The sequence below is a fragment of the Bradyrhizobium sp. U87765 SZCCT0048 genome, assembly GCF_018131225.1.
GTDB lineage: Bacteria > Pseudomonadota > Alphaproteobacteria > Rhizobiales > Xanthobacteraceae > Bradyrhizobium_A.
In genome coordinates, this window is sequence record NZ_JAFCMM010000001.1 from 1,766,918 (window position 1) to 1,788,458 (window position 21,541).

Here is a 21,541-nt window from a genome sequence, read left to right on the forward strand (position 1 = left end):
CCGGATTTGAATTGCGCGACGTGGTTGCCGGTTACGGCGGCCAGCCGATCCTGCACGGCGTGAGTCTTGCGGTGGGCACCGGCGAGACGCTGGTCGTCGTCGGCCCCAACGGTTCGGGCAAGTCGACCCTGATGAAGACCGCCGTCGGTCTCCTCTCGCCGTTCAGCGGGCACATCCTGCTCGGCGACGCCGACGTGACCGGCCTCGGCGCGCCCGGCCGCGCCGCCCGGGGACTCGCCTACGTGCCGCAGGAAGCCAACGTCTTTCGCAACATGACGGTGCTGGAGAACCTGACGGTCGGCTACGAGTTCACCGCCGACCGCGCCCGCGCGGCGTTCGCCGACCGCCTCGACGCCGTGCTCGACCTCTTTCCCGAAATCCGCGCGCGGTTGCGCCATATGGCCGGGCATCTCAGCGGCGGCCAGCGCCAGATGGTGGCGATGGCCGCCGCGCTGATGCCGCAACCGTCCGTGCTGGCGCTGGACGAACCGTCTGCCGGCCTGTCGCCACGCAACGCCGAGAGCCTGTTCGCGATCATCGGCCGCATCGCCGCCTCCGGCGTCACGCTGCTGATCATCGAGCAGAACACCCGCCTCGGCCTCGGCGCCGCCGACCGCGGCATCGTCCTCGTCAGCGGCCGCATCCGCCTGGACGCGCCGGCCGCAGACCTGCTCGCGAACCCAGATATCCGCCATCTCTACCTTGGGGGCGCGTGACGTGGGCCAGCTTCTCGTCAACGGCATCGTCACGGGCCTTCTGCTGGCGCTGCCGGCACTTGCGCTGTCCCTGACCTTCAGCGTGCTGCGCTTCGCCAACTACGCCATCGGCTCCTATCTGACCTGCGGCGCCTATCTCGTCTATGTCGGCAATGTCGTCCTTGGTCTGCCGCTGTGGCTCGCCGCAGGCGGCGGCGCCGTGCTGTTCTCCGTCCTCGCCGTTGCGATCGACTGGCTTGCCTACCGCCCGCTGCGCAGCCGTTCGGGCGTGACCTTGCTGGTCGCCTCCATGGGGGTCGCCATCGCGCTCGAAAACGCCATCCGCTTCCTCGCCGGCAGTTCGCCGCGCGCTTATGACGTCGCGGTGGCGCGGCCGCTGCGCCTCGGCGGCATTCGCCTCAACCACGAACAGCTCACCATCCTCGCCACTGTCGTCGTCGCGCTCGCCGCGGTGTGGGTGATCTTCCGTTTCACCCGCCTCGGCCGCATGATGCGCGCGGTGGCGGACAATCCCGACCTCGCGGCCGTTCGCGGCATCACCCGCGCACGGGTCGTCGCCGCCGTCTGGGTGCTGTCCGGCATCCTGGTGGCGATCGCCGGCGTGCTGGTCGGCCTCGATGCCAACATCGAGCCGCAGATGGGCTGGACCTACCTGCTGCCGGTATTCACCGCGGCCATTCTCGGCGGCATCGCCAATCCCATGGCCGCGGTCGCCGGCGCGCTGACCCTCGGCATCGCCGAGGAGCTGGCGACGCTGGTGATGCCGGTCCACTATCGCATGATCGTGACCTTCCTGGTCATGGCCGGCCTGCTGCTGCTGCGGCCCTGGGGCCTGTTCGGAACGCGGTGGATCACCAAATGACCGCCTATCTCGTCGCCACGCTGACCGTCGTCGCGATCGCGACCCTCGCCGGACTCGCGCTCAACCTGCAATGGGGCCTGGGTGGCCTCGTCAATTTCGGCCTGTTCGGTTTCTATATGCTCGGCGCCTACATCGCCGCCCTGCTCACCGTCCAGGGCGTGCCGCCGCTGCTCGCACTCGCCGCCGCCATGGCCGGCGTTGCCGCGGTCAGCGCCGCCAGCTCGCTGATCTCGGTACGGCTGTCGGAGGATTATCTGGCGATCGTCACGCTTGGCTTCGCCGAGTGCCTGCGTCTTGTCATCAGCTATGAGGGCTGGCTGACGCGCGGCATGCTCGGCGTCACCGGCATCGCGCGTCCATTCCAGGAGCTGTGGCCGCGCGACCTCGCCGACACCGGCTTCCTCGCCATCGCCCTCCTCGCCGTTGTCGCGGTTTACGTGATCCTCGAGGTGCTGGCACGCTCGCCGTTCGGCCGCCTCGTGCGCGCGACGCGCGACGATCCTGGTGTCGTCGAGGCCCTCGGCAAATCGGTCCTCGGCGTCCGCGTGCGCGTCTTCGCTGTCGGCGGCGCCATTCTCGGCCTTGCCGGCAGCTTGCACGCCTTCTACTACACTTATATCGATCCCACCCAGTTCGGCCCCATCATCACCGCCTACGCCTTCATGGTGGTGGTGATCGGCGGCCGCGGCAGCAACCGCGGCGTGCTCGTCAGCGCGTTCACGCTGGTGTTCCTGCTGGAAGGCAGCCGCTTCCTGATCGACTATATTCCCGGCCTTGGTGCGTCCGATCTCGCCGCCATCCGCCTGTGTCTCGTCGGTGTCGGGCTGGTCGCGCTGCTGATCTTCAAGCCGGATGGCTTCGGCCGCGAACCACGCTCGGTGCTCGCGGACCAGACATCCCCCCGCGTCTGACAATCGGAGTTTTGTGCCATGGCCCGTGTTCCCCTTCGCCGCCGCGACGACTTGCCCGACCACCTCCGGCCGCTATGGGACCGCATGACGGTCTACGGCGGCGCATTCGAGGGACAGGCCGGCGCCATGGCCAATCGCCTGCCGATCTTCGAACATACGTGGCGGCTGCTGACCGAACTCGCCGAGGAGAACGTGCTACCCAAGCGCTACCTGGAGCTCGCGATCGTCGCCGTTTCGCTGGTCAACCAGTGCACGTTCTGCGTTGCCCAGCATGCCCCCAAACTGGCGGTGGAAGGCATTACGCCAGAAGGCGCGGCGCAACTGCTGGACTGGGAGAAGCATCCCGAGCTCGACGCCGTGGACCGCCTGGTGGTGGAGTACGCCATCGCCGTCACCAGCAATTGGCACCGCATCCGTGATGCGATGTTCGAGCGCCTGCGCGCCCATTTCAGCGACGCACAGATCGTCGAGCTGACCTGGCGCACCGCGCTGTGCGGCGCCTTCAACCGCTTCAACGACGTGCTGCAGGTCGAGGTCGACGTCTAGGCGAACTGCTCCGTCACGCCACCGCGCGACGGAAGCGCGCGGCGGGATGCGTCACGGGCAGCAATGCGCCGCCCTGCGGGAACAATTTCTCGCGCAGGGTTCCGCCGTGGTACGCCGTCTTGTAGAGACCGCGCGACTGCAGCTCGGGCACGACGAGATCGACGAACGCGGTGAGCGATTCCGGCGCCACCAGGCGCACGAGATTGAAGCCATCGATGTCAGTGTCACGCGCCCAGCCGGCGAGTTCGTCCGCGACATCCTGCGGCGAGCCGACGACGAACGGCGCCCGCGCCCCGGCCGGGCTCAGCGAGGCGAGATCGCCGACCTTGACGGGACGCTCGCTGCGCCGCGTCAGGTTCTCAACCATCGACTGGATGGCGTTGCTCTCGACATATTCCAGCGCCTGCTCCGGAGCGAAACGTGAAAAGTCGATGCCGGTCCATCCTGACAGCAGCGCCATCTGGCCCTGCTGGCTGACGTGCCGGCTATACTCCTCATGGAGATCGTGCGCCTCGCCGCGCGTCGGCGCGACGATGACGTTGAGGCCCGCGAACAGGCGGATATCGTAGGGATCGCGACCGAGCTGCTGCGCCGCCATGCGAATCGCGCGCACCGTCTCCGCCAGCATCGGCCGGGTCTGGCCGTTGAGAAAGATCGCCTCGGCATGCTGCGCGGCGAAGGCGCGGCCGCGCTTCGAGGCGCCCGCCTGGTACAGCAGGGGCGTGCGCTGTGGCGACGGCTCCGACAGATGGATACCGTCGACACGGTAGTGCGGCCCCTCGTGCCGGACGGCATGGACTTTGGCCGGATCGGTGAAGATGCCGCTGGCGCGGTCACGGCGCACCGCGTCCTGCTGCCAGCTGCCTTCCCACAGCTTGTAGGTTGCCGTCAGAAAATCCTCCGCGACGTCATAGCGGTCGTCGTGCTGCCGGCCGGCGTTAAAGCCCATGCCGCGCGCGCCGCTGTCGAGATAGCCGGTGACGATATTCCAGCCGATCCGGCCGCGGGTGAGATGATCGAGCGTCGAGAACCGGCGTGCGAACTGGTAGGGATGTTCGAGCGATAGATTGGCAGTGATGCCGAATCCGAGGTTCTGCGTCACCAGCGCCATCGCCGAGACCAGCAGCGTCGGATCGGCATTGGGGAGCTGCACCCCATGACGGATGGCGGTCTCCGGGCTGGCGCCGAACACGTCATAGACGCCGAACACATCGGCGAGAAAGATGCCGTCGAACAGCCCGCGTTCCGCGATACGTGCGAACTCGACCCAGTAGTCCAGCGTATTGTAATCGATCGAACGATCGCGGGGATGCGACCACAGACCGGCCCAGTTGTGGCCCGGGGCGGTCATGTTGAAGGCGTTGAAGCGCAGTTCGCGGAGCTTGGTCATGGAGCCATATCACAAGAGAAGGCGTCACAAGAGAACGCGTCGGACTCGCGGCCGTATCTCGCCGCCATCTGCCTGTCTAGCACGGCATGCCGTCAGTGCGACAAGCTTCGGCGCTTCTTCGGGCGCGACGGCAAGCAGCGATGCCACCTCCGTGACATCGATGAGATGAAGGCGATTGCACGGCCGTCACGCCGGTCGGGCGATCCGCAACCGGTCCGATCGACGCACGCGCGGAATGACATGCTCGGCGAACCGCCGCATCTCCGCCTCGAACGGCTGGAACTGGAGCATGAACAACTCGATGCCCGCGCTGTGGAACGCGTAGATGCGCGCGGCGACCGTGTCGTAGCTGCCGACGAGCCCGGCGGCCGTGCCACCGTTACTGCCGACCCGCGGCGACTTCTGCATGGTCTGCATCATCACCACCTTGGGATCGGTGTTGGCCTTTTGCACGGCCCGGATCGGCGCATCTTTCGCCGCTAGTGCCAGCAGGTGCTGGTGCGCGGCTTCTGCTTCCGCATCGGTTTCGCGCGCGACGACAAATGCCGAGAGGCCGAAGCGCAGCGGCGGCCCGGAGCGCGGGCGGGCGGCGACGTCGGCGATCAGCGCCGCAGTGTCGGCAAGCGGCTGGCCATTGATGAACCAGACGTCGCCATGCCCCGCGACGAGGTCGCGCGCCGGCGCGGATTCGCCGCCGACATAGATCGCGGGCCGTGCCCGGTACAGGTCGCCCGGCCGCAGCACATAATCCCTGACGTCGAAATGGTCGCCCTTGTAGGTGACGCGCTCGCCGCGCATCAGCCGCTCGACCACGGTGATCCATTCCCGGCCATAAGCATAGCGCGCATCGTGCTCGGCAAAGCCGATGCCGGCCTTCTCCAGCTCCGGCTTGTTCCAGGCATTGACGAGGTTGATGCCGAAACGCCCCCGGCTGATGTTCTCGATCTGCAGCGCCATCTTGGCGAGCACCACCGGATGGAACAGGTAGGGTTTGATCGCGGTGATGATCTCGATCCGGCTGGTGAGCGCCGCAAGCGCCGCCGATGCGGTCCAGGCTTCGAGCTGATCGAGATCCTCCTGGTGCGGGTTGATGGTGTGTTGGGCGACCAGCGCGGAATCATAGCCCAGGGCCTCCGCCTCCAGCACGAGTGCGCGGTTGCGTTCCCACGACGCATCATAAGGCTCGTCCGGATCCTGCAGCGCCCCACGCGAGCCGTGCACCAGAGCCCAGATGCCAAAACGAATAGCCGACGACATGATCAACGCCTTTCTGCTCGCCGCGACCTCCGTCGCGCCGCACCGGATATCGCTTGCTGCCCGAAATCTCCCTCCGGTTCAAACGGCCCGGAAGGAAAAAAACGAATGTGTCGCGCCGGCCCATTCAGCGATAGCGGTCACCCCCGAACCGCGGGCAATTTGGAATACACCACTATTTCTCTAGACCATCAATCATGGAAGATTTCGTGGTGCAGCGCCGGTGCGCCGCAGCGATGCCGTCAGAGGCTCGCCGTGCGCGCGGCCAGCGTCACCCACGGGATCACGATCATTTGAGCGAAATCGTCGCCGACCATATCCAGCACGCGCCATCAGCGACGTCCGCTCATGCCCGCAGCCCCACGATATCGCGACGCCCGGCCACGCTGCCCGGCCGACACGGCCTGCTGGCCCTGTCCTGGGCCGCGCCGGTGCTGCTGGTCGTGGCGTGGGAGATCCTCGCACAGAGCGGGTGGCTGTCGCCGCAGGTCCTGCCGGCGCCAAGCAAGGTGCTGCGGACGGCGATAAAGCTCGCTGGCAGCGGCAGCCTCGGCACCGATCTTGGCGTCAGCCTGCTGCGCGCCGCTGCGGGCTTCGCCATCGGCGGCAGCATCGGCTTCCTGCTCGGCATTCTCGTCGGCTTCTCCCGCCTCGCCGAAGCGTTGATCGACCGCAGCGTGCAGATGGTACGCGCCATCCCGTTTCTTGCCCTGCTGCCGCTGGTCATCGTCTGGTTCGGCGTCGGCGAGGCCGAAAAGATCTTTCTGGTGTCGCTCGGCGTCGCGTTCCCGATCTACATCAACACCACGCTCGGCATCCGGCAGGTCGACCCCAAGCTGGTCGAGCTCGGCCGCGTCCAGGGTCTTTCCACGGTCGAACTGATCCGCCGGATCATCCTGCCCGGCGCACTGCCGTCCATCCTCACCGGTGTGCGCTATGCGCTGGCCACTGCCTGGCTCGCGCTGGTGGTCGCCGAAACCATCGGCGCCCAATCCGGCATCGGCTTTCTCGCCATGGACGCGCGCGAATTCCTGCGCACCGACGTCATCGTCCTGACCATCGTGATCTATGCGCTGATCGGCGTCGCCGCCGATTCCATTGCCCGCCTGCTTGAACGGCGGCTGCTCGCCTGGCACCCCAACTTTGCACGGCAACCGGGATGACCGCGGCGACCGCCCAGCAATCGCTCACCCCCGCGCTGGTCATCACCGGGCTGCGACGCGCCTATGGCGCACGCACGGTCATCGACGGACTGAACCTGCGCATCGCACGCGGCGAATTCATTGCGCTGCTCGGCGAGAGCGGCTGCGGCAAGACCACGCTGCTGCGCGCCGTCGCCGGCCTCGACGCGGTCGACGGTGGCGTGATCGAGGGGCCGCGCCGGCCCGCGGTCGTCTTCCAGGAGCATCGCCTGCTGCCATGGGACACGCTCTGGAAAAACGTCGCGCTCGGCCTGCCGGGCCATGATGTACGCACCCGCGCCGCGGCAGCGCTCGCCGAGGTCGGCCTCGGCGACCGGCTGGACGACTGGCCGCGCAACCTCTCCGGCGGCCAGGCGCAGCGCGTCGCGCTGGCGCGCGCGCTGGTCCAGGAGCCGCAGCTGCTGCTACTCGACGAACCATTCGCCGCGCTCGATGCATTGACCCGCATTCGCATGCACGACCTCGTGCGCGAGCTTGTTGCCCGCCACCGCCCCGGCGTGCTGCTGGTCACCCATGACGTCGACGAGGCGATCGCGCTGGCCGACCGCATCCTGGTCATGCGCGACGGCCGCCTCGCCGCCGAACACCGGCCCGCTCCCGGTCAGGCCGACGCCACCCGCGCACGCCTGCTCGCCGAGCTCGGCGTCGGCGTGCGTCAACTCGCCGTTTGAATCCCCCAACCTGTGGATCCTTCCGACATGCCGACCTCGTTCTCTCGTCCGTCCCGCCGCCGCTTCCTGCAGACGTCGCTCGCCGGCGCCGTTGCGTTCGCCGGGCTTGCCGGCTCCGGCCACGCTGCCGGCGGCCGCACCACCGACAAGGTTCGGTTGACCTGGGGCTTCAACGGCCTCAACGTTATTGCCAAGGAGCGCGGCGACTTCGAGAGACGCCTTGCGAACGACGGCATCAAGGTCGAATGGCTGGGACCGTTCCCCAATCATGCGCCGACGCTGCAGGCGGTGACCGGCGGCAGCGCCGATTTCAGCTTCGGCGGCAGCACCACCCCGGCGCTTGCCGCGATCATCGCCGGCTCGCCTCTCGTCTTCACCCAGTTCGTCGTCTACGAGCCGCGCACCACCGCGATCATCGCCAAGGACGATTCCGGCATCAAGCGGATCGAGGATCTGGTCGGCAAATCGGTCGCCGTCAACCGCTCGGGCCTTGGCGAATTCCTGCTGGTGGCGGCGCTTGAGAAACACAAGGTCGATCGCAACGCCGTCAAATTCGTCTATCTGAACCCACCGGACGCCGCGCCTGCGCTCGCCTCCGGCAAGGTCGACGCCTGGTCGATGTGGAGCCCGGGCGTCGACATCGCGCGTCTTGAATACAAGGCTCATGACTTGTTCCTGGAAGGCCGCGACCTCGACTTCCAGATCGACTACACGTCCTATCTGACGACCCGCAAGTTCGCGACCGACAACCCTGATATCGTACGCGCGGTCAACAAGGCGTTCCTCGACGAGGCCAAGTGGGTGTCCGAGAACACCGTGGAGGCCGAACGCATCACCCAGGCCAAGGCCGGCTACAGCGACCAGATTCGCGACCAGTTCATCGCATTGAAGCGGCAATACCGCTTCCATCCCGTCAGCGACAAGGCCTTCGTCGCCGACCTGCAGAAGGCTGCGGACTGGCTGGTCGCGCGCAAGGTGCTGCCCGAGACCGTTACCGTCACCGATTACCTCGCCACTCTCTGACGCTCCCCCTCAATCGCTGGTTATCGCCATGAACAAGCCGCTTTCCATTAACGACCTCGCGCTGCCTCGTCCGCTCACCGCCCGCGCGCCCGAGCTGCAGATCCTGTTCGATCACATCGCCGAAGGCGCCGCCGAGCGCGACCGCGACCGCATCCTGCCGTTCGACATCGTCGATCTGATCCGGCGTTCGCGCCTCGGCGCGCTGCGCCTGCGCGCCGCCGACGGTGGCGGCGGCAGCACCATTCGCGAGCAATTCGCCGTCGTCATCCGTCTCGCCGATGCCGACGCCAACGTCGCCCACATCCTGCGCAATCATTTCAGCGTCGTCGAGCGGCTCGCCCGCACGCCGCGCGACGACCAGAGCCGCGCCTGGCAGAAGGCCGTGGCTGACGGCGCGATCATCGGCCTCGCGACCACCGAACTCGACAGCCGCAAGGTCGGCGACGTCACGCCGGACACCGTGCTGACGCCGGATGGCGACGGCTATCGCCTCAACGGCACCAAATATTACAGCACCGGCACGCTCTATGCCGACTACGTGCTGGTTCGCGTTGCCGAAGCGTCGGGCGCGCTGGCCGCCACGCTGATTCCGGTCAAGCGCGAGGGCATCGAGCTTGTCGACGACTGGGACGGTTTCGGCCAGCGCCTCACCGGCACCGGCACGACCCACTTCCGCAACGTGCCGGTGGCGCGCAGCGAGGTGGTGTTCGACGCGCCGGATGTCGCGTACGGCGTCGCCTATTCCAACACCTATGCCCAGCTGTTCCTGACCGCGATCAATGGCGGCATCCTGCGTGCCACGCTGCGCGATGCCGTCGCGCTGGTGCGCCGCCGCCAGCGCACGTTCTACTACGCGCCGACCGAGCGCGCCGTCGACGATCCGCTGTTGCAGCAGACCGTCGGTGAGATCTCGGCCGCCGCCTTCGCCGCCGAGGCCGCGATCCTCGCGGCCGCCGACGCGCTCGACGCCTCGAGCGACGCCTTCGAAGCGGGATCAAGCGCCGCCGCGGAACTGGCGGCGACCGCCGCACTGCATTCCGCCCAGGCCAAGATCGTCGTCGACGAACTCGCGATCCGGGCCGGTAGCCAGCTGCTCGATGTCGGCGGCGCCTCGGCCACCAAGAAGAGCACCAACCTCGATCGCCACTGGCGCAACGCCCGCACGCTCGCCTCCCACAACCCGGCGAGCTACAAGGCCCGCGCCATCGGCGACCAGGCCATCAACGGCACGCCACTGCCGTCGCGGGGATTCTTTTAGGACGCGATGACGCTCCGGCGGGGCCGCTCCCCTCATCCTGAGGAGCAGCGGCAGCCGCGTCTCGAAGGATGGGACCCGAGAGGCGCGGCGGATGCGCCACGGCCTCATGATTCGAGACCGCGCTGACGCGCCTCCTCACCATGAGGAAGGATCTGTTGCGGTTTATAGAGCTGGATCACCGGGGGCGCAGCGCTAACGCGCCAGCCCGGTGATGACGCAGAGAATGAAGGCGATGCTGCGCCTGTCGCCGTGCCGCCCAAAGGACGGAGAGACGCGTCCTACGCGATCGCACGGGCGGGATGGCTGTACTGACTGTCCGGGCGCGGCAGGCCATAGTGGTCGCGCAGCGTCTTGCCCTCATATTCCTCGCGGAACAGGCCGCGGCGGCGCAGGATCGGCACGACATGCTCGGCGAACGCGTCGAAGCCACCGGTCAACCAGGGCGGCATCACATTGAAGCCGTCGGCCGCACCGCCCTCGAACCAGGTCTGGATGTGGTCGGCAATCTCTTCAGGCGTACCCGCCAGCACGAAGTGCCCACGGCCGCCGGCCAGACGCTGCACCAGTTGACGAATGGTCGGCCGCTCGCGATCGACGATATCGATGACCAGCTGGAAACGGCTGGCGACGCCGCGCGGCCCGCTGGTATCGATCAGGTGCCGTGGGAACGGGCCATCGAGATCGAAGCCTGACAGGTCGATGCCGACCATCTGGCGCAGTTGCGTCAGCGAGTACTCCGGCTGGATCAGGTCGTTGAACTCCTCCTCTAGCCGCTTTGCTTCAGCCGTCGTGCTGCCGATGAACGGGCTGAGGCCGGGCAGGACCCGGATATGCTCCGGATTGCGGTCGAAGGCGCGCGCCCGCGCCTTGATGTCAGCGTAAAACTCCCTGGCGCTTGCAAGCGTCTGGTGCGCGGTGAAGATCGCTTCCGCGTGATAGGCCGCAAAGCCGCGGCCATCGTCCGACGATCCCGCCTGGACGTAGACGGGGCGTCCCTGCGGCGAACGCGCGGTGTTGAACGGCCCTCGCACGCGAAAATGACGGCCGATGTGATTGATGGCATGGATCTTGTCGGCGTCGGCGAAGATGCCGGACACGGGATCGTTGATCACCGCGTCGTCCTCCCAGCTGTCCCACAGCTTGGTGATGACGTCGAGGAACTCGCGCGCCTTGTCATAACGCTCGTCGTGCGGTGGGTGTTCGGGCAAGCCGAAGTTCTGCGCGGCCTGGGGCGCGCTGGTGGTAACGATATTCCAGCCGGCGCGGCCGCCGCTGATATGGTCGAGCGAGGCGAACAGCCGTGCGAGATTATAGGGCTCGTTGTAGGTGGTCGAGGCCGTGGCGATCAGGCCGATGCGGCTGGTGACGGCGGCAATCGCCGTCAGCCAGGTGATCGGCTCGACGCGGAAGCGCGCCGCATAGCGAATGTTGTCCGCCAGCGCCGGCCCATCCGCAAAGAATACTGCGTCGAACTTGGCCGCCTCGGCACGCTGCGCCAGTTCCTGGTAGTAGCTGATGTCGAGCACCCGTTCGGGCGCCGCATCCTTGTGCCGCCAGGCTGCCTCATGATGACCGCCCGGATAGATGAACAGGTTGAGCGCAAGACGACGGCGAGACATGGCGCAGGCTCCGGATGGCGTATCGTGTTGTGATGGAGGGGCGTTCGGGCGGCCGACCGGTGCTCAGCTCGCAGCCGGCTTGACCGCAGTGGCAAAGCGCAGGTAGCGCTCGAGCCGCAAGCCGTCGGGTGTTCGGCGACTTTCGAGCCGCGCCGCCAGGGCGGCGCGAATATGGCTGCGCTCGTCCGGCGAGAAGCCTGACAGAAAATTGCCGAACGCGCTGCTTTCCGACCAGGTCAGCAGGTCATCGACGTTGTCGTGGAAATCGACGATCGTATGCAGGACGCTGTCGCCGGGCCGAAAGCCGGCCTCCTCCAGCAGGACCTGCAGCGCCGCACCATCACTGCCCCCCTGCGGGTCCCTCCGCCGGCCAGCAAGACCGGCATCGGCGAGCGCCGTCTGGATGAAGCCGCGGATCTCGTGCGGCTTCGAGGGATCCTTGGTGTTGAGGCCGATGCGACCGCCGGGCCGCAGGACGCGGTGCGCCTCGGCCAGCGCCCGCGGCTTGTCCGCAATCCAGTGCAGCACGCTGTTGAGATAGACGACATCGAAGGACCCGTCGGCAAAGGCCGAGAGGTCCTCCGCCTGCCCGGTCGCGAACCGCACGTTGGCGCCGCTGCGCGACTGGGCGATGGCAATGCGATGGCCGAGCGGATCGATGCCCACGACCTCGCCCGCAGGGCCGACAAGCTCGGCGACATAGGCAGCAAGCCGTCCGGTGCCGGCGCCGACGTCGAGCACGCGTTCGCCGGGCGCGATGCGCAGCCGCTCGATCAGCACCTGGCCATGGTTGAACTGGACAACGCCGGCGCGCTCATAGGCATCCGCAAGCTCAGGCGTATCGTATTGGAAACTGACGGCAGCATTCGCGCTCGACATGGGTCCGACGTCCTCGGCAGCAATATTCCGATCGGGAAAGCATTGTAGCCGCTCGATATGTGAAGTCGATGAAATGGATTTGCGTTGTTCGCGGCCGTGCCAGCACAAAACCGGCTTGGCCGAGCACGACCGCAACAGCACCGTGCTGCCGCTTTGTCGTGACGTGGCATCGCAAATCCGACTCGCGGCATCATCATCCGGTCGACACCGCGACGGCCGGCAATCACCGCCGGGACCGCACACGACCAAAGACTGCCGTGCGACACGCCAAAGCCGAAACAGCGCACGCGGATCGGCGCAAATATTAGTCTATTCATTTTATTGACTATTGAGCCGCCGATTTTAGGATTTCGGCCTCAGTTCCCGCCCGCGACGGAAGGTACGGCATGAACCAGATCCTGCGACGCACCGACACGACACCGCACGCCGCCGCCGACCGTCATGGCGGACGCACCGTGCTGAGCGACGCGCTGCTTGCCGACATCAAGGCCCGCGCCGCCGGCTATGACCGCGACAATCGCTTCTTCTACGAGGACCTCGAGGCGCTGCGCGAGACCGGCTATCTCAAACTCGCCGTGCCGACCGAACTTGGCGGCCTCGGCTTCACCACTCCCGAGGTGGTGCGCGAGCAGGCCCGCCTCGCCTATCACGCGCCGGCGACGGCGCTCGCCATCAACATGCACCTGTACTGGACTGGCACAGCCGCTTATCTCTGGCGCAAGGGCGATCACTCGACCGACTGGATCCTGCGCGAGGCCGCAGCCGGCAAGATCTTCGCCGCCGGCCACGGCGAGATCGGCAACGATCTCGGCCTCGCCAACTCGGCGGTGGTCGCCGAGCCGTTGCCCGACGGGGCCTATCGTTTCACTGGCCGCAAGATCTTCACCTCGCTGTCGCCGGTATGGGACTGGCTCGGCGTCCACGCGCTCGACAGCAGCGATCCGGCCCAGCCGAAGATCGTTCACGCCTTCATCCGCCGCCAGGACAGCGGCCACCGCACCGAGGACACCTGGGACACCATCGGCGTGCGTGCCACCCGCAGCGACGACACCGTACTCGACGGCGCCGTGGCCGAGGCGCCCTATGTGTCGCGGGTCATTCCCGCCGGCCCGCCCGCGGACCCGTTCGTCGACGGCATCTTCGGCGCAGCGATCCCGGCAATCGGCGCCGTGTACTACGGCATCGCCCGTCGCGCGTTCGACATTGCGGTGGATGGCGCGAAAACACGCGTCTCCGCCGCCCTCGGCGGCAAGACCTACGCCCATCATCCCTACACCCAACGCGACGTCGCGCAGGCTGCGATCGAACTCGACAGCATCTGGGCGCTGCTCGACCGTGTCGCCAGCGAATGGGCCGATGGCGTCGACCACGGCCCGCACTGGCCGGCGAAGATCGTCGCCGCCAAGCAGCATGCGGTCGACGGCGCGCGGCGCGTCGTCGATCTTGCCACCAAGATCGCCGGCGCATCCTCGCTCTACCGCCGCAACGAACTCGAGCGGTTGTACCGCGACGTCCGCTCCGGTCCCTTCCATCCGCCGAATTCCGACGCCGCTCACGACCTGATCGGCCGCACCTATCTCGGCGTACTCGGCGGCTGAAAATGATGGGCTTGCCGCTTAAGATGACGGGTCAAGCGCCTTACTCACAGACCACACTTCTCCTTATCTTTTACCCCGAGAATCCCATGTCCCAAGTTCTTGATACCGCCGCCCACGAAACCCTTCGCCTGATCGGGCCGGATCCCGACAACTGGGTGCCGCCGCGCGCCGGCATCGATCACAACGTCGCGGTGATCGGCGGCGGCCAGTCCGGCACTACATTCGCATTCGCGCTGCGCCGCGCTGGCATTGGCGGTGTCACCGTGATCGACGGCGCCGACGGTCCGGGGAGCGCCGGCGTCTGGCTGACACGGGCACGCATGAACAAGCTGCGCACGCCCAAGGTCCTGCCAGGACCGGAACTGGGATTGCCGGGCCTGAGCTTCCAGGCCTGGTACGAGGCGCGTCACGGTGCCGATGCCTATGCAACGCTCGATCGCATTCCACGCACCGACTGGGCGGCCTATCTCGCCTGGTATCGCGAGACCCTGAACATCCCGGTGCGCTACCGCACCAAACTGGTGCGGATCGAACCCCATAACGGCCATTTCCGGCTGCATCTCGATGTCGACGGCGAGCTGCGCATCGAGACCGCACGCAAGGTCATTCTTGCCAATGGCGTCGCCGGCAATGGCGGCCCAACGATCCCGGCGGTGCTGAGCCGCAACCTGCCCGCCCATGCCTACGCTCACACCTCTCAGCCCATCGACTTCGAGGCGCTGCGCGGCAAGACCGTGGCGGTGATCGGCGGCGCAGCTTCCGCCTTCGACGCGGCAGCCGTGGCGCTGGAGAACGGCGCCGCCGACGTTCACCTGTTCGCGCGCCGCGCGACCATCGCCGCACTGCCGGTCATTCGCTTGCGCAGCTATCCCGGCGCCTATGACAACTACTATGCGCTGCCCGACGCGCTGCGCTGGCAGCAGGCGCTGCGTTACCAGCGCGATGGCTCGACGCCGCCGACCGACGCCATTACCCGTGTCACCCGGTTTCCGAACTTCCATTTGCACCTCGCGTCGGAATGGGCCTCGGCCCAATTCCGCGACGGCCGAATCGTCGCACGCACCGCGGCCGACGAATTCGCCTTCGACTTCGCTATTGCTGGCACCGGCTACTTCATCGATCCGTCGGCGCGCCCGGAACTGCAGGAGTTCGCCGGCGAGATCCTGCTGTGGCGCGACCGCTTCACGCCAGCCGCGGGCGAAGAACATGACGGGCTCGCCGGCCATCCCTATCTCGGCGCCGGCCACGAGTATCTGGAGAAGACCCCGGGCCAGGCACCATTCCTCAAGGATATTCACATCTTCAACCCGGCGGCGTTCGTCAGCTACGGCCTGCCGGTCGGCGATGTGCCAAGCTTCAAGCGCGACATCCCCGCCATCGTTCGCCGCATCAGCCAGGACCTGTTCCTCGCCGATCTCGACGCGCATGCAGCGCGAATCAACGGCCCGATCGCGGAGGATTTCGCGCCGGAACTCTATGCCGGCGCGGTGCGTACGGCTGTGGCACGCGCCGCTGCTGAATGATTGCTTTTCGGGCCGGCGCGCAATCGCCGGCCCGTCGTCCAACGATCCCAAAATGCGCCGCCGGACGCATGGCGACCGGTGATCGGTGACGCATGGCTCGCCCGGTCGTCGCACTGCGATGGAGTTGATGATGACACAGTCTTCCGTGACCGACCTCGCCGCACATATCGATACGGTGCAACTCGCCGGCCGCCTCGGCGCCGAAATCAGGAACGTGCGCCTCGCGGGGGATCTGCCCGATCCGGTGATCCGCGCCATCAACCACTCGCTACTCAAGCACAAGGTGGTTTTCTTCCGCGGGCAGGATCATCTTGACGATGCCGAGCAGGAACGCTTCGCCCAGCGCCTCGGCGCGCTGGTGCCGCATCCGACCGTCGGCGCAATCAAGGGCACCTCGTCGATACTCGAACTCGATTCCAGCCGCGGCGGCGGGCGCGCCGACCAGTGGCACACCGACGTCACCTTCGTCGATGCCTATCCGAAATTCTCGGTGCTGCGTGGCGTCGTGATTCCCCCCTTCGGCGGCGACACCGTCTGGTCGAACACCGCGGCGGCCTACGACAACCTGCCCAAGCCGCTGCAGCGTCTCGCCGACGAGCTGTGGGCGCTCCACAGCAATGCCTACGACTACGCCGCTGTGAAGACACGGGCGAGCGAAGCCGACCGCAAGCACTTCGAGGAGGTGTTTACCGGCACGATCTACGAGACCGAGCATCCCGTCGTGCGGGTGCATCCCGAGACCGGCGAGCGTACGCTGCTGCTCGGCAATTTCGTGCAGCGCTTTATCGGCCTGCCGAAGAGCGACGGCCAGAAGCTCTACGACCTGTTCCAGTCTCACATCACCGCGCCGGAAAACACCGTGCGATGGCGCTGGCAGGCGGGTGACGTCGCGATCTGGGACAACCGTGCCACCCAGCACTACGCCGTCAACGACTATGGCGACCAGCACCGCATCGTGCGCCGCGCCACCGTCGACGGCGACATTCCCGTCGGGGTCGACGGCCGCCGCAGCACGACGCGGATCAAGGCGCAGAAGCCCACGGTCAAGGCCGCCTGAGCCGTAGCGGAGGACTGTCCCGATGACCCGCATATCCCTCTTGGCCCGCGCCACCGCTGCACCGCGTCACATGTTTCTTGCCGCGACGCTGCGCCGTCTCGCCATCGGCGCCGCACTGCTTGGCGTCGCCCTCGGCCAGGCCTTCGCCGAGCCGGCGCTGGACAAGACCGAGATCCGCTACCAAGGCTGGGCCGGCCAGGTCACCCTGCCCGAGATCGCCGAAGACCTCGGCTACCTGGCGCCGCTCAAGCTGAAATATGTCGGCAACACCATCAGCGGGCCGCAGGACATCCAGAGCGTCGCCACCGGCGACATCGACATTGGCGGCGCCTTCTACGGCGCCGTCATCAAGCTGGTCGCCGCCAAGGCGCCGATCAAGGCCGTGGTCGCCAACTACGGCTCCGATGACGACACCTGGCAGGGCTTCTTCGTCAAGGAGGACAGCCCGATCCACGGGCCGCGCGATCTCATCGGCAAGAGAGTCTCCGTCAACACGCTCGGCGCCCATCTCGAATTCGTGCTGCGCGAGTACCTCACCCGCGGTGGCCTCACCCCGGAGGAAATCCGTCAGGTGACGCTGGTGGTGGTGCCCCCGGTCACGGGAGAGCAGGCGCTGCGCCAGGGCCAGGTCGAGGTCACGACCCTTGCCGGCGTGCTGCGTGACAAGGCTCTGGAGCGCGGCGGCATCCGCAAACTGTTCTCTGATGTCGATCTGTTCGGCCGATTCACGGGCGGGCCATACGTGCTGAACACCAGGTTCATCCGCGACAATCCGGCCGCCTCCCGCAAGCTGGTCGAGGGCATCGCGAAAGCGATCGAGTGGGAACGCACCACGCCGGCCGAAGAGGTGCGTGCGCGCTTCGAAAAGATCATCGCCGCTCGCAAGCGCAACGAGGATGCCTCCGCAATCAAGTACTGGCGCAGCTCGGGTATTCCCACCACTGGCGGCGTGATCACCGACCAGCAGCTCCAGATCTGGATCGACTGGCTGGTCAAGGACGGCACGCTGAAACCCTCTCAGGTGAAGGCGTCCGACACGTACACCAACGAATTCAATCCCTACGCAGGGAAGACGGCGGGGGTCGCGCGATGAGCGTAGCCAAGATCCGCCTCGAGCATGTCCGCAAGGAATTCGAGGTCCGCGGCGACAACGGCGGCGCGGCGCGCCGCTTCACCGCGCTCGACGACGTTTCCCTCGACGTGCAGCCCGGCGAGTTTCTCGCCCTCGTCGGTCCGAGCGGCTGCGGCAAATCCACCCTGCTCGACCTGCTCGGCGGCCTCGCGACGCCGAGCAGCGGCCGCATCCTGCTCGACGGCCGGCCCATTACCGGGCCGGCGCGCGACCGCGGCGTGGTGTTTCAACAGTATGCCCTGTTTCCGTGGCGAACGGCGCTCCAGAACGTCGCGTTCGGCCTCGAGGTCGCCGGCGTCGGCACGGCCGAACGCCACGATCGCGCCCGGCATTACCTCGACCTCGTCAACCTCGCAGCATTCGCCAATCGCTACCCGCACGAACTATCGGGCGGCATGAAGCAGCGCGTCGCGATCGCCCGCAGCCTCGCCTACGATCCGGACGTGCTGCTGATGGACGAGCCGTTCGCCGCGCTCGACGCCCAGACCCGCGAACAGCTTCAGACTGAACTGCTGCGGATCTGGCGCACCACCGGCAAGACCATCGTCTTCATCACCCATGGCATCGACGAGGCGGTCGTGCTCGGGCAGCGCGTTGCCGTCATGACGGCGCGTCCCGGGCGGATCAAGCAGGTCATCACAATCCCCGAAGCCTTGCGCAGCGACAGCGAGGACGTGCGTGCCCTGCCGCTGTTCGGCGAGGTGCGCCACGAGGTCTGGACGCTGCTGCGCGAGGAGGTTCTCAAGACCCAGGCGGCCCAGAGCGGGCCCGTGCATGGCGTCGCCGCCAGCGGTGCATCGCGACAGGAGGCAGCTCATGTCTAGCTTCGATACCGGGTTCGATTCCGGCCTCGCCCTCGACGGCGCGGCCTCCACAGAAACACCACACACAAAGCCGGCGATCATCCTGCCGGTCGTTGCCGCTGCGCTGCGGCGGACCATCGCCTTCGGGCAGCGCTCGGCGCTGGTGCTGGCGCTGCTCGCCCTGTGGGAAGCCGCCCCCCGGCTCGGACTCGCCGACCCCGCTTTCCTGCCGCCATTCTCCGACGTACTCGACGCCGGCTGGCAGCTGGCGCTTAATGGCCAGCTCTACGACCATGTCGGCGCCAGCCTGTTCCGCGCGCTCAGCGGCTTCCTGATCGCCGTTGCCACCATCATCCCGCTCGGTCTCGCCATCGGTCGCTCGGCACGCCTCGACCGGATCCTCAACCAGCTCATCGAGGTGCTGCGCAACACCGCGCCGCTGGCTCTGCTGCCGGTGTTCATCCTGCTGCTCGGGATCGGCGAGGTCTCCAAGGTCACCATGGTGATCTACAGCTGCGCCTGGCCGCTGCTGCTCAACACCATCGCCGCGGTCAGGCAGGTCGATCCGCTGCTGGTGAAGTCCGCGCGAACCATGGGGGCGACGCCGCTGCAACTGTTCACCAAGGTGATCCTGCCAGCCGCGGCGCCGACCATCTTTGTCGGCATCCGCCTCGCCAGCGCCTCCGCCATGCTGGTGCTGGTCGCTTCCGAAATGGTCGGCGCCAAGGCCGGCCTCGGCTTCCTGATCATCTATGGCCAGTACAGCTTCCTGATCCCGCAGATGTATTTCGGCATTCTCGCCATCACGGCGATGGGGCTCACCTTCAATGCCGTGCTCGAAGCGCTGGAGCGCCGGGCGACGCGCTGGCGCGCCACCGCACCCACCTGACGCTGTCATCGCCATTCATTTTCTTGCTGAGGAGTGAACCATGCCTGATCCCGACGATCATACACCGACAGAATCCATCGCTGGCGCGAGCCGGCGTCGCTTGACCTCACGACGCGGCCTGCTCGGATTCGCGGCGGCGCTCGGCGCCGCCGCTCCGCTCGGCGTCCTCAGCAGTGCGCGCGCGTTTCCGATCTTTGGTGCGACTGCCGCGGATCCACTCGCGGGCGCTCCGATCTGCCGCACCTCCGACAGCCCGGCCGCGGACCCGAAGGGGCCGCCGCGCCACATCCGCCTCGCCTATAGCGGCACGGCCATCTGCACCACCGCTATTCCCGTGGCGCTGGAACGCGGCTATTTCGCCAAGCACAATCTCGACGTCGAGTTCATTCAGTACGCCGGCACCACCGACCAGATGCTGCAGGCCCTGGCGACCGACAAGGCCGACGTCGGCGCCAGCATGCTGCTCAACTGGCTCAAGCCTCTGGAGCAAGGCATCGATGTCAAGCTCACCACCGGCATGCACGGCGGCTGCACCCGCCTTTTCGTCACCAAGACGTCAGGTTTCACCGACATCACCCAGTTGAAAGGCCGAACGATCGGCGTGTCCAGCATTTCCGGCCCGCCGCGAAATTTCTTCGCCATCCTGCTCGCCGACGCCGGCCTCGATCCGCAGACCGACGTGCAATGGCGCGAATTCCCGGCCGACCTGCTGGCCACAGCGCTGCAGCGGGGCGAGATCCAGGCCATCGCCGATTCCGATCCGACCGCATGGCTGACCCAGCAGCGCGCCAACGGCGATCTGGTGGAAATCGCCTCCAACCTGTCGGGCGACTATGCCAACCTGTCGTGCTGCACCCTCGGCGTGCGTACGTCGTTGTGGACCAGCGATCCGGCCGCCGTCGCGGCTCTCACCCACGCCATCCGCGACGCCGCCATCCATGTCTCGGCCAATCCCGATGACGCCGCGCAGATCTTCTCAAAGTACACGCCGAAGGTCGCGGTCGCCGATCTCGCGGCCATGCTGCGCAGCCATACCCACGATCATCACCCGGCCGGCGACGTGCTCCGCCGCGAGGTCATCAAGATCACCGGCGACCTCAAGCGGGCGTCGATCATCAAGCCATCGACCGATCCGGTGAAGCTCGCCAATCGCGTGGTGGTGGATATCGCGGGGTGAGTGAAAGTTCGCCCGACGCGAATACGAAATTCGCGTCGGGCGCAATGAATCGGGAGTGCCCGGTTGCTACGCATCCGCGTTTGCGCGGCTTTGCTGCAAAGAAAGACATGGATGGCTGAGGCAAGCCTGCGGCGGTGTGGTTGATCCTGGGCGCGGACCACACCCGCTTCGTCATTTGCCGGGCTCGCCCCGGCAATCCAGCCTTCTCACAGCATCACGAGTGATTATGAAGCTGGATCACCGGGTCTCGACGCTGCGCGTCGGCCCGGTGATGACGCTGAAAATACGGGAACGTAGCGCATCTCGGATACCCGCTCATCACAGCAGGCGGCGCGATTCCACGAGGAAGGTGGTGATAGTGGCGATGAAATCCCTCGCGTGGGTCTGGGTGATATCAGCCTGCGGCGAGGCGAACGCCTTGACGATAGCTTCGGCATCCGGAAACCAGAGTTCGACGATGCCGTCGACCGGCAGGTCTTCCCACGTCGTCTTTTCCGTCATGGTGCGATAGCGGTCAACAACGACATTCTGGGTGTAGCCCATGATGCCTGGGAGCCCGGGCACGTCGCGGGCGTGCTTGCCGGTCCATTCATGCACGAAGCGAGCGGTGTCGATGTCCGAGCGGCGAGTAAGGATCGACATCCGCTTGACGAACGGCTTGCCACTGTCCTGCGGCGAAGACAGCACCACGTTCTTCTCGCAGACCACGAGACGGATGCTGTCAACATAGTTGCTGACGTCGCTCGTGGTCGGCGTGAATGCCGCTGAGCCCAGCGCCGCGTCGAGCGCCGCACGGCTCTCGAACACGATCTCGGAAAAGCCGTCGACCTGCCAGCCGCCACGGGCGTGGTCGATGCCAAGCTGGCTATTGTCGATGACATGGTGCTGGTAGTACCGGACGAGCCCGGGCAGACGCTTGACCATCGATCCATGAACGTCCGACCAGTGACGGCGGAAGTCCTGCGGACTCATCCCGGCCTTGCGTGTCAGAATTCCGATCCGACTGACTTCCATCGTGACGACTCCTTCGA

Annotated in this window: 20 protein-coding genes; 15 read left to right on the plus strand and 5 right to left on the minus strand. The window is 66.8% G+C overall.

What is annotated here, in order from left to right:
- Positions 1-20 precede the first annotated feature (20 nt).
- Genes JQ639_RS07665 through JQ639_RS07680 form a run of 4 tightly spaced genes read left to right on the plus strand, consistent with a single transcriptional unit; the run spans position 21 to position 3,035 of the window.
- A complete protein-coding gene (locus JQ639_RS07665; protein WP_349644644.1) occupies positions 21-716 on the plus strand; it encodes an ABC transporter ATP-binding protein in 696 nt (231 codons plus the stop codon).
- Position 717: 1 nt separating this feature from the next.
- Positions 718-1,578: a branched-chain amino acid ABC transporter permease gene (locus JQ639_RS07670; RefSeq protein ID WP_211965540.1), complete on the plus strand. Its 861-nt coding sequence runs from the start codon at positions 718-720 to the stop codon at positions 1,576-1,578.
- Complete coding sequence (locus JQ639_RS07675; protein WP_211965541.1) at positions 1,575-2,489, plus strand: branched-chain amino acid ABC transporter permease; 915 nt, start codon at positions 1,575-1,577, stop codon at positions 2,487-2,489. The genes JQ639_RS07670 and JQ639_RS07675 overlap by 4 nt, the downstream gene beginning before the upstream one ends.
- 18 nt (positions 2,490-2,507) lie before the next feature.
- Entirely contained in the window at positions 2,508-3,035 is a 528-nt protein-coding gene (locus tag JQ639_RS07680) for a carboxymuconolactone decarboxylase family protein (protein ID WP_211965542.1), read from the plus strand.
- Positions 3,036-3,048: 13 nt separating this feature from the next.
- On the opposite strand, the gene JQ639_RS07685 is transcribed toward JQ639_RS07680, so the two are convergent.
- Positions 3,049-4,425, minus strand: a complete 1,377-nt coding sequence (locus JQ639_RS07685; RefSeq protein ID WP_211965543.1) for an LLM class flavin-dependent oxidoreductase — start codon at positions 4,423-4,425, stop codon at positions 3,049-3,051.
- 186 nt (positions 4,426-4,611) lie between these two features.
- A complete protein-coding gene (locus JQ639_RS07690) occupies positions 4,612-5,682 on the minus strand; it encodes an LLM class flavin-dependent oxidoreductase (protein ID WP_211965544.1) in 1,071 nt (356 codons plus the stop codon).
- A gap of 362 nt (positions 5,683-6,044) precedes the next feature.
- Between JQ639_RS07690 and JQ639_RS07695 the strand changes: the two genes are divergently transcribed.
- The 4 genes from JQ639_RS07695 to JQ639_RS07710 are packed head-to-tail and all read left to right on the plus strand — an operon-like array spanning position 6,045 to position 9,833.
- A complete protein-coding gene (locus tag JQ639_RS07695; RefSeq protein WP_349644643.1) occupies positions 6,045-6,842 on the plus strand; it encodes an ABC transporter permease subunit in 798 nt (265 codons plus the stop codon).
- On the plus strand, positions 6,839-7,552 hold the full coding sequence (locus JQ639_RS07700; RefSeq protein WP_211965545.1) for an ABC transporter ATP-binding protein: 714 nt from the start codon (positions 6,839-6,841) through the stop codon (positions 7,550-7,552). Before JQ639_RS07695 ends, JQ639_RS07700 begins: the two co-directional genes overlap by 4 nt.
- Before the next feature lie 27 nt (positions 7,553-7,579).
- Entirely contained in the window at positions 7,580-8,575 is a 996-nt protein-coding gene (locus JQ639_RS07705) for an ABC transporter substrate-binding protein (protein ID WP_211965546.1), read from the plus strand.
- Between the two features lie 28 nt (positions 8,576-8,603).
- Positions 8,604-9,833, plus strand: a complete 1,230-nt coding sequence (locus tag JQ639_RS07710; protein ID WP_211965547.1) for an acyl-CoA dehydrogenase family protein — start codon at positions 8,604-8,606, stop codon at positions 9,831-9,833.
- A 278-nt stretch (positions 9,834-10,111) separates the two neighbouring features.
- On the opposite strand, the gene JQ639_RS07715 is transcribed toward JQ639_RS07710, so the two are convergent.
- Positions 10,112-11,452 (minus strand): LLM class flavin-dependent oxidoreductase, encoded by a 1,341-nt coding sequence (locus JQ639_RS07715; RefSeq protein ID WP_211965548.1) that lies wholly within the window; start codon positions 11,450-11,452, stop codon positions 10,112-10,114.
- 63 nt (positions 11,453-11,515) lie between these two features.
- Positions 11,516-12,331 (minus strand): class I SAM-dependent methyltransferase, encoded by an 816-nt coding sequence (locus JQ639_RS07720; protein WP_211965549.1) that lies wholly within the window; start codon positions 12,329-12,331, stop codon positions 11,516-11,518.
- Between the two features lie 386 nt (positions 12,332-12,717).
- On the opposite strand from JQ639_RS07720, the gene JQ639_RS07725 reads away from it, so the two are divergent.
- The 7 genes from JQ639_RS07725 (at position 12,718) to JQ639_RS07755 (ending at position 20,510) form a co-directional block, all read left to right on the plus strand.
- Positions 12,718-13,929, plus strand: a complete 1,212-nt coding sequence (locus JQ639_RS07725; protein WP_211965550.1) for an acyl-CoA dehydrogenase family protein — start codon at positions 12,718-12,720, stop codon at positions 13,927-13,929.
- Between the two features lie 86 nt (positions 13,930-14,015).
- On the plus strand, positions 14,016-15,452 hold the full coding sequence (locus JQ639_RS07730) for a flavin-containing monooxygenase (RefSeq protein WP_211965551.1): 1,437 nt from the start codon (positions 14,016-14,018) through the stop codon (positions 15,450-15,452).
- 130 nt (positions 15,453-15,582) lie between these two features.
- Complete coding sequence (locus JQ639_RS07735; RefSeq protein ID WP_211965552.1) at positions 15,583-16,509, plus strand: TauD/TfdA dioxygenase family protein; 927 nt, start codon at positions 15,583-15,585, stop codon at positions 16,507-16,509.
- 22 nt (positions 16,510-16,531) lie between these two features.
- Positions 16,532-17,602: an ABC transporter substrate-binding protein gene (locus tag JQ639_RS07740; RefSeq protein WP_249123002.1), complete on the plus strand. Its 1,071-nt coding sequence runs from the start codon at positions 16,532-16,534 to the stop codon at positions 17,600-17,602.
- Positions 17,599-18,465 carry an ABC transporter ATP-binding protein gene (locus JQ639_RS07745; RefSeq protein WP_211965553.1) on the plus strand — a complete coding sequence of 289 codons (867 nt, stop codon included), beginning with the start codon at positions 17,599-17,601 and terminating at the stop codon, positions 18,463-18,465. The genes JQ639_RS07740 and JQ639_RS07745 overlap by 4 nt, the downstream gene beginning before the upstream one ends.
- Complete coding sequence (locus JQ639_RS07750) at positions 18,458-19,333, plus strand: ABC transporter permease (RefSeq protein WP_211965554.1); 876 nt, start codon at positions 18,458-18,460, stop codon at positions 19,331-19,333. The genes JQ639_RS07745 and JQ639_RS07750 overlap by 8 nt, the downstream gene beginning before the upstream one ends.
- Positions 19,334-19,433: 100 nt before the next feature.
- Entirely contained in the window at positions 19,434-20,510 is a 1,077-nt protein-coding gene (locus JQ639_RS07755; RefSeq protein WP_249123003.1) for an ABC transporter substrate-binding protein, read from the plus strand.
- Between the two features lie 318 nt (positions 20,511-20,828).
- Here JQ639_RS07755 and JQ639_RS07760 read toward each other — a convergent pair whose 3' ends face one another.
- Positions 20,829-21,524, minus strand: coding sequence for an EthD domain-containing protein (locus JQ639_RS07760; protein WP_211965556.1), 696 nt, complete (start codon positions 21,522-21,524; stop codon positions 20,829-20,831).
- Between the last annotated feature and the right edge of the window lie 17 nt (positions 21,525-21,541).

Excerpts from the sequence above, each read along its gene's own strand:
- JQ639_RS07700 (WP_211965545.1), top strand. The coding sequence starts at position 6,839 with ATGACCGCGGCGACCGCCCAGCAATCGCTCACCCCCGCGCTGGTCATC.
- JQ639_RS07715 (WP_211965548.1), bottom strand. The coding sequence starts at position 11,452 with ATGTCTCGCCGTCGTCTTGCGCTCAACCTGTTCATCTATCCGGGCGGT.
- JQ639_RS07740 (WP_249123002.1), top strand. The coding sequence starts at position 16,532 with ATGACCCGCATATCCCTCTTGGCCCGCGCCACCGCTGCACCGCGTCAC.
- JQ639_RS07690 (WP_211965544.1), bottom strand. The coding sequence starts at position 5,682 with ATGTCGTCGGCTATTCGTTTTGGCATCTGGGCTCTGGTGCACGGCTCG.
- JQ639_RS07720 (WP_211965549.1), bottom strand. The coding sequence starts at position 12,331 with ATGTCGAGCGCGAATGCTGCCGTCAGTTTCCAATACGATACGCCTGAG.
- JQ639_RS07735 (WP_211965552.1), top strand. The coding sequence starts at position 15,583 with ATGACACAGTCTTCCGTGACCGACCTCGCCGCACATATCGATACGGTG.
- JQ639_RS07705 (WP_211965546.1), top strand. The coding sequence starts at position 7,580 with ATGCCGACCTCGTTCTCTCGTCCGTCCCGCCGCCGCTTCCTGCAGACG.
- JQ639_RS07685 (WP_211965543.1), bottom strand. The coding sequence starts at position 4,425 with ATGACCAAGCTCCGCGAACTGCGCTTCAACGCCTTCAACATGACCGCC.
- JQ639_RS07730 (WP_211965551.1), top strand. The coding sequence starts at position 14,016 with ATGTCCCAAGTTCTTGATACCGCCGCCCACGAAACCCTTCGCCTGATC.
- JQ639_RS07750 (WP_211965554.1), top strand. The coding sequence starts at position 18,458 with ATGTCTAGCTTCGATACCGGGTTCGATTCCGGCCTCGCCCTCGACGGC.
- JQ639_RS07710 (WP_211965547.1), top strand. The coding sequence starts at position 8,604 with ATGAACAAGCCGCTTTCCATTAACGACCTCGCGCTGCCTCGTCCGCTC.
- JQ639_RS07680 (WP_211965542.1), top strand. The coding sequence starts at position 2,508 with ATGGCCCGTGTTCCCCTTCGCCGCCGCGACGACTTGCCCGACCACCTC.
- JQ639_RS07745 (WP_211965553.1), top strand. The coding sequence starts at position 17,599 with ATGAGCGTAGCCAAGATCCGCCTCGAGCATGTCCGCAAGGAATTCGAG.
- JQ639_RS07675 (WP_211965541.1), top strand. The coding sequence starts at position 1,575 with ATGACCGCCTATCTCGTCGCCACGCTGACCGTCGTCGCGATCGCGACC.
- JQ639_RS07725 (WP_211965550.1), top strand. The coding sequence starts at position 12,718 with ATGAACCAGATCCTGCGACGCACCGACACGACACCGCACGCCGCCGCC.
- JQ639_RS07760 (WP_211965556.1), bottom strand. The coding sequence starts at position 21,524 with ATGGAAGTCAGTCGGATCGGAATTCTGACACGCAAGGCCGGGATGAGT.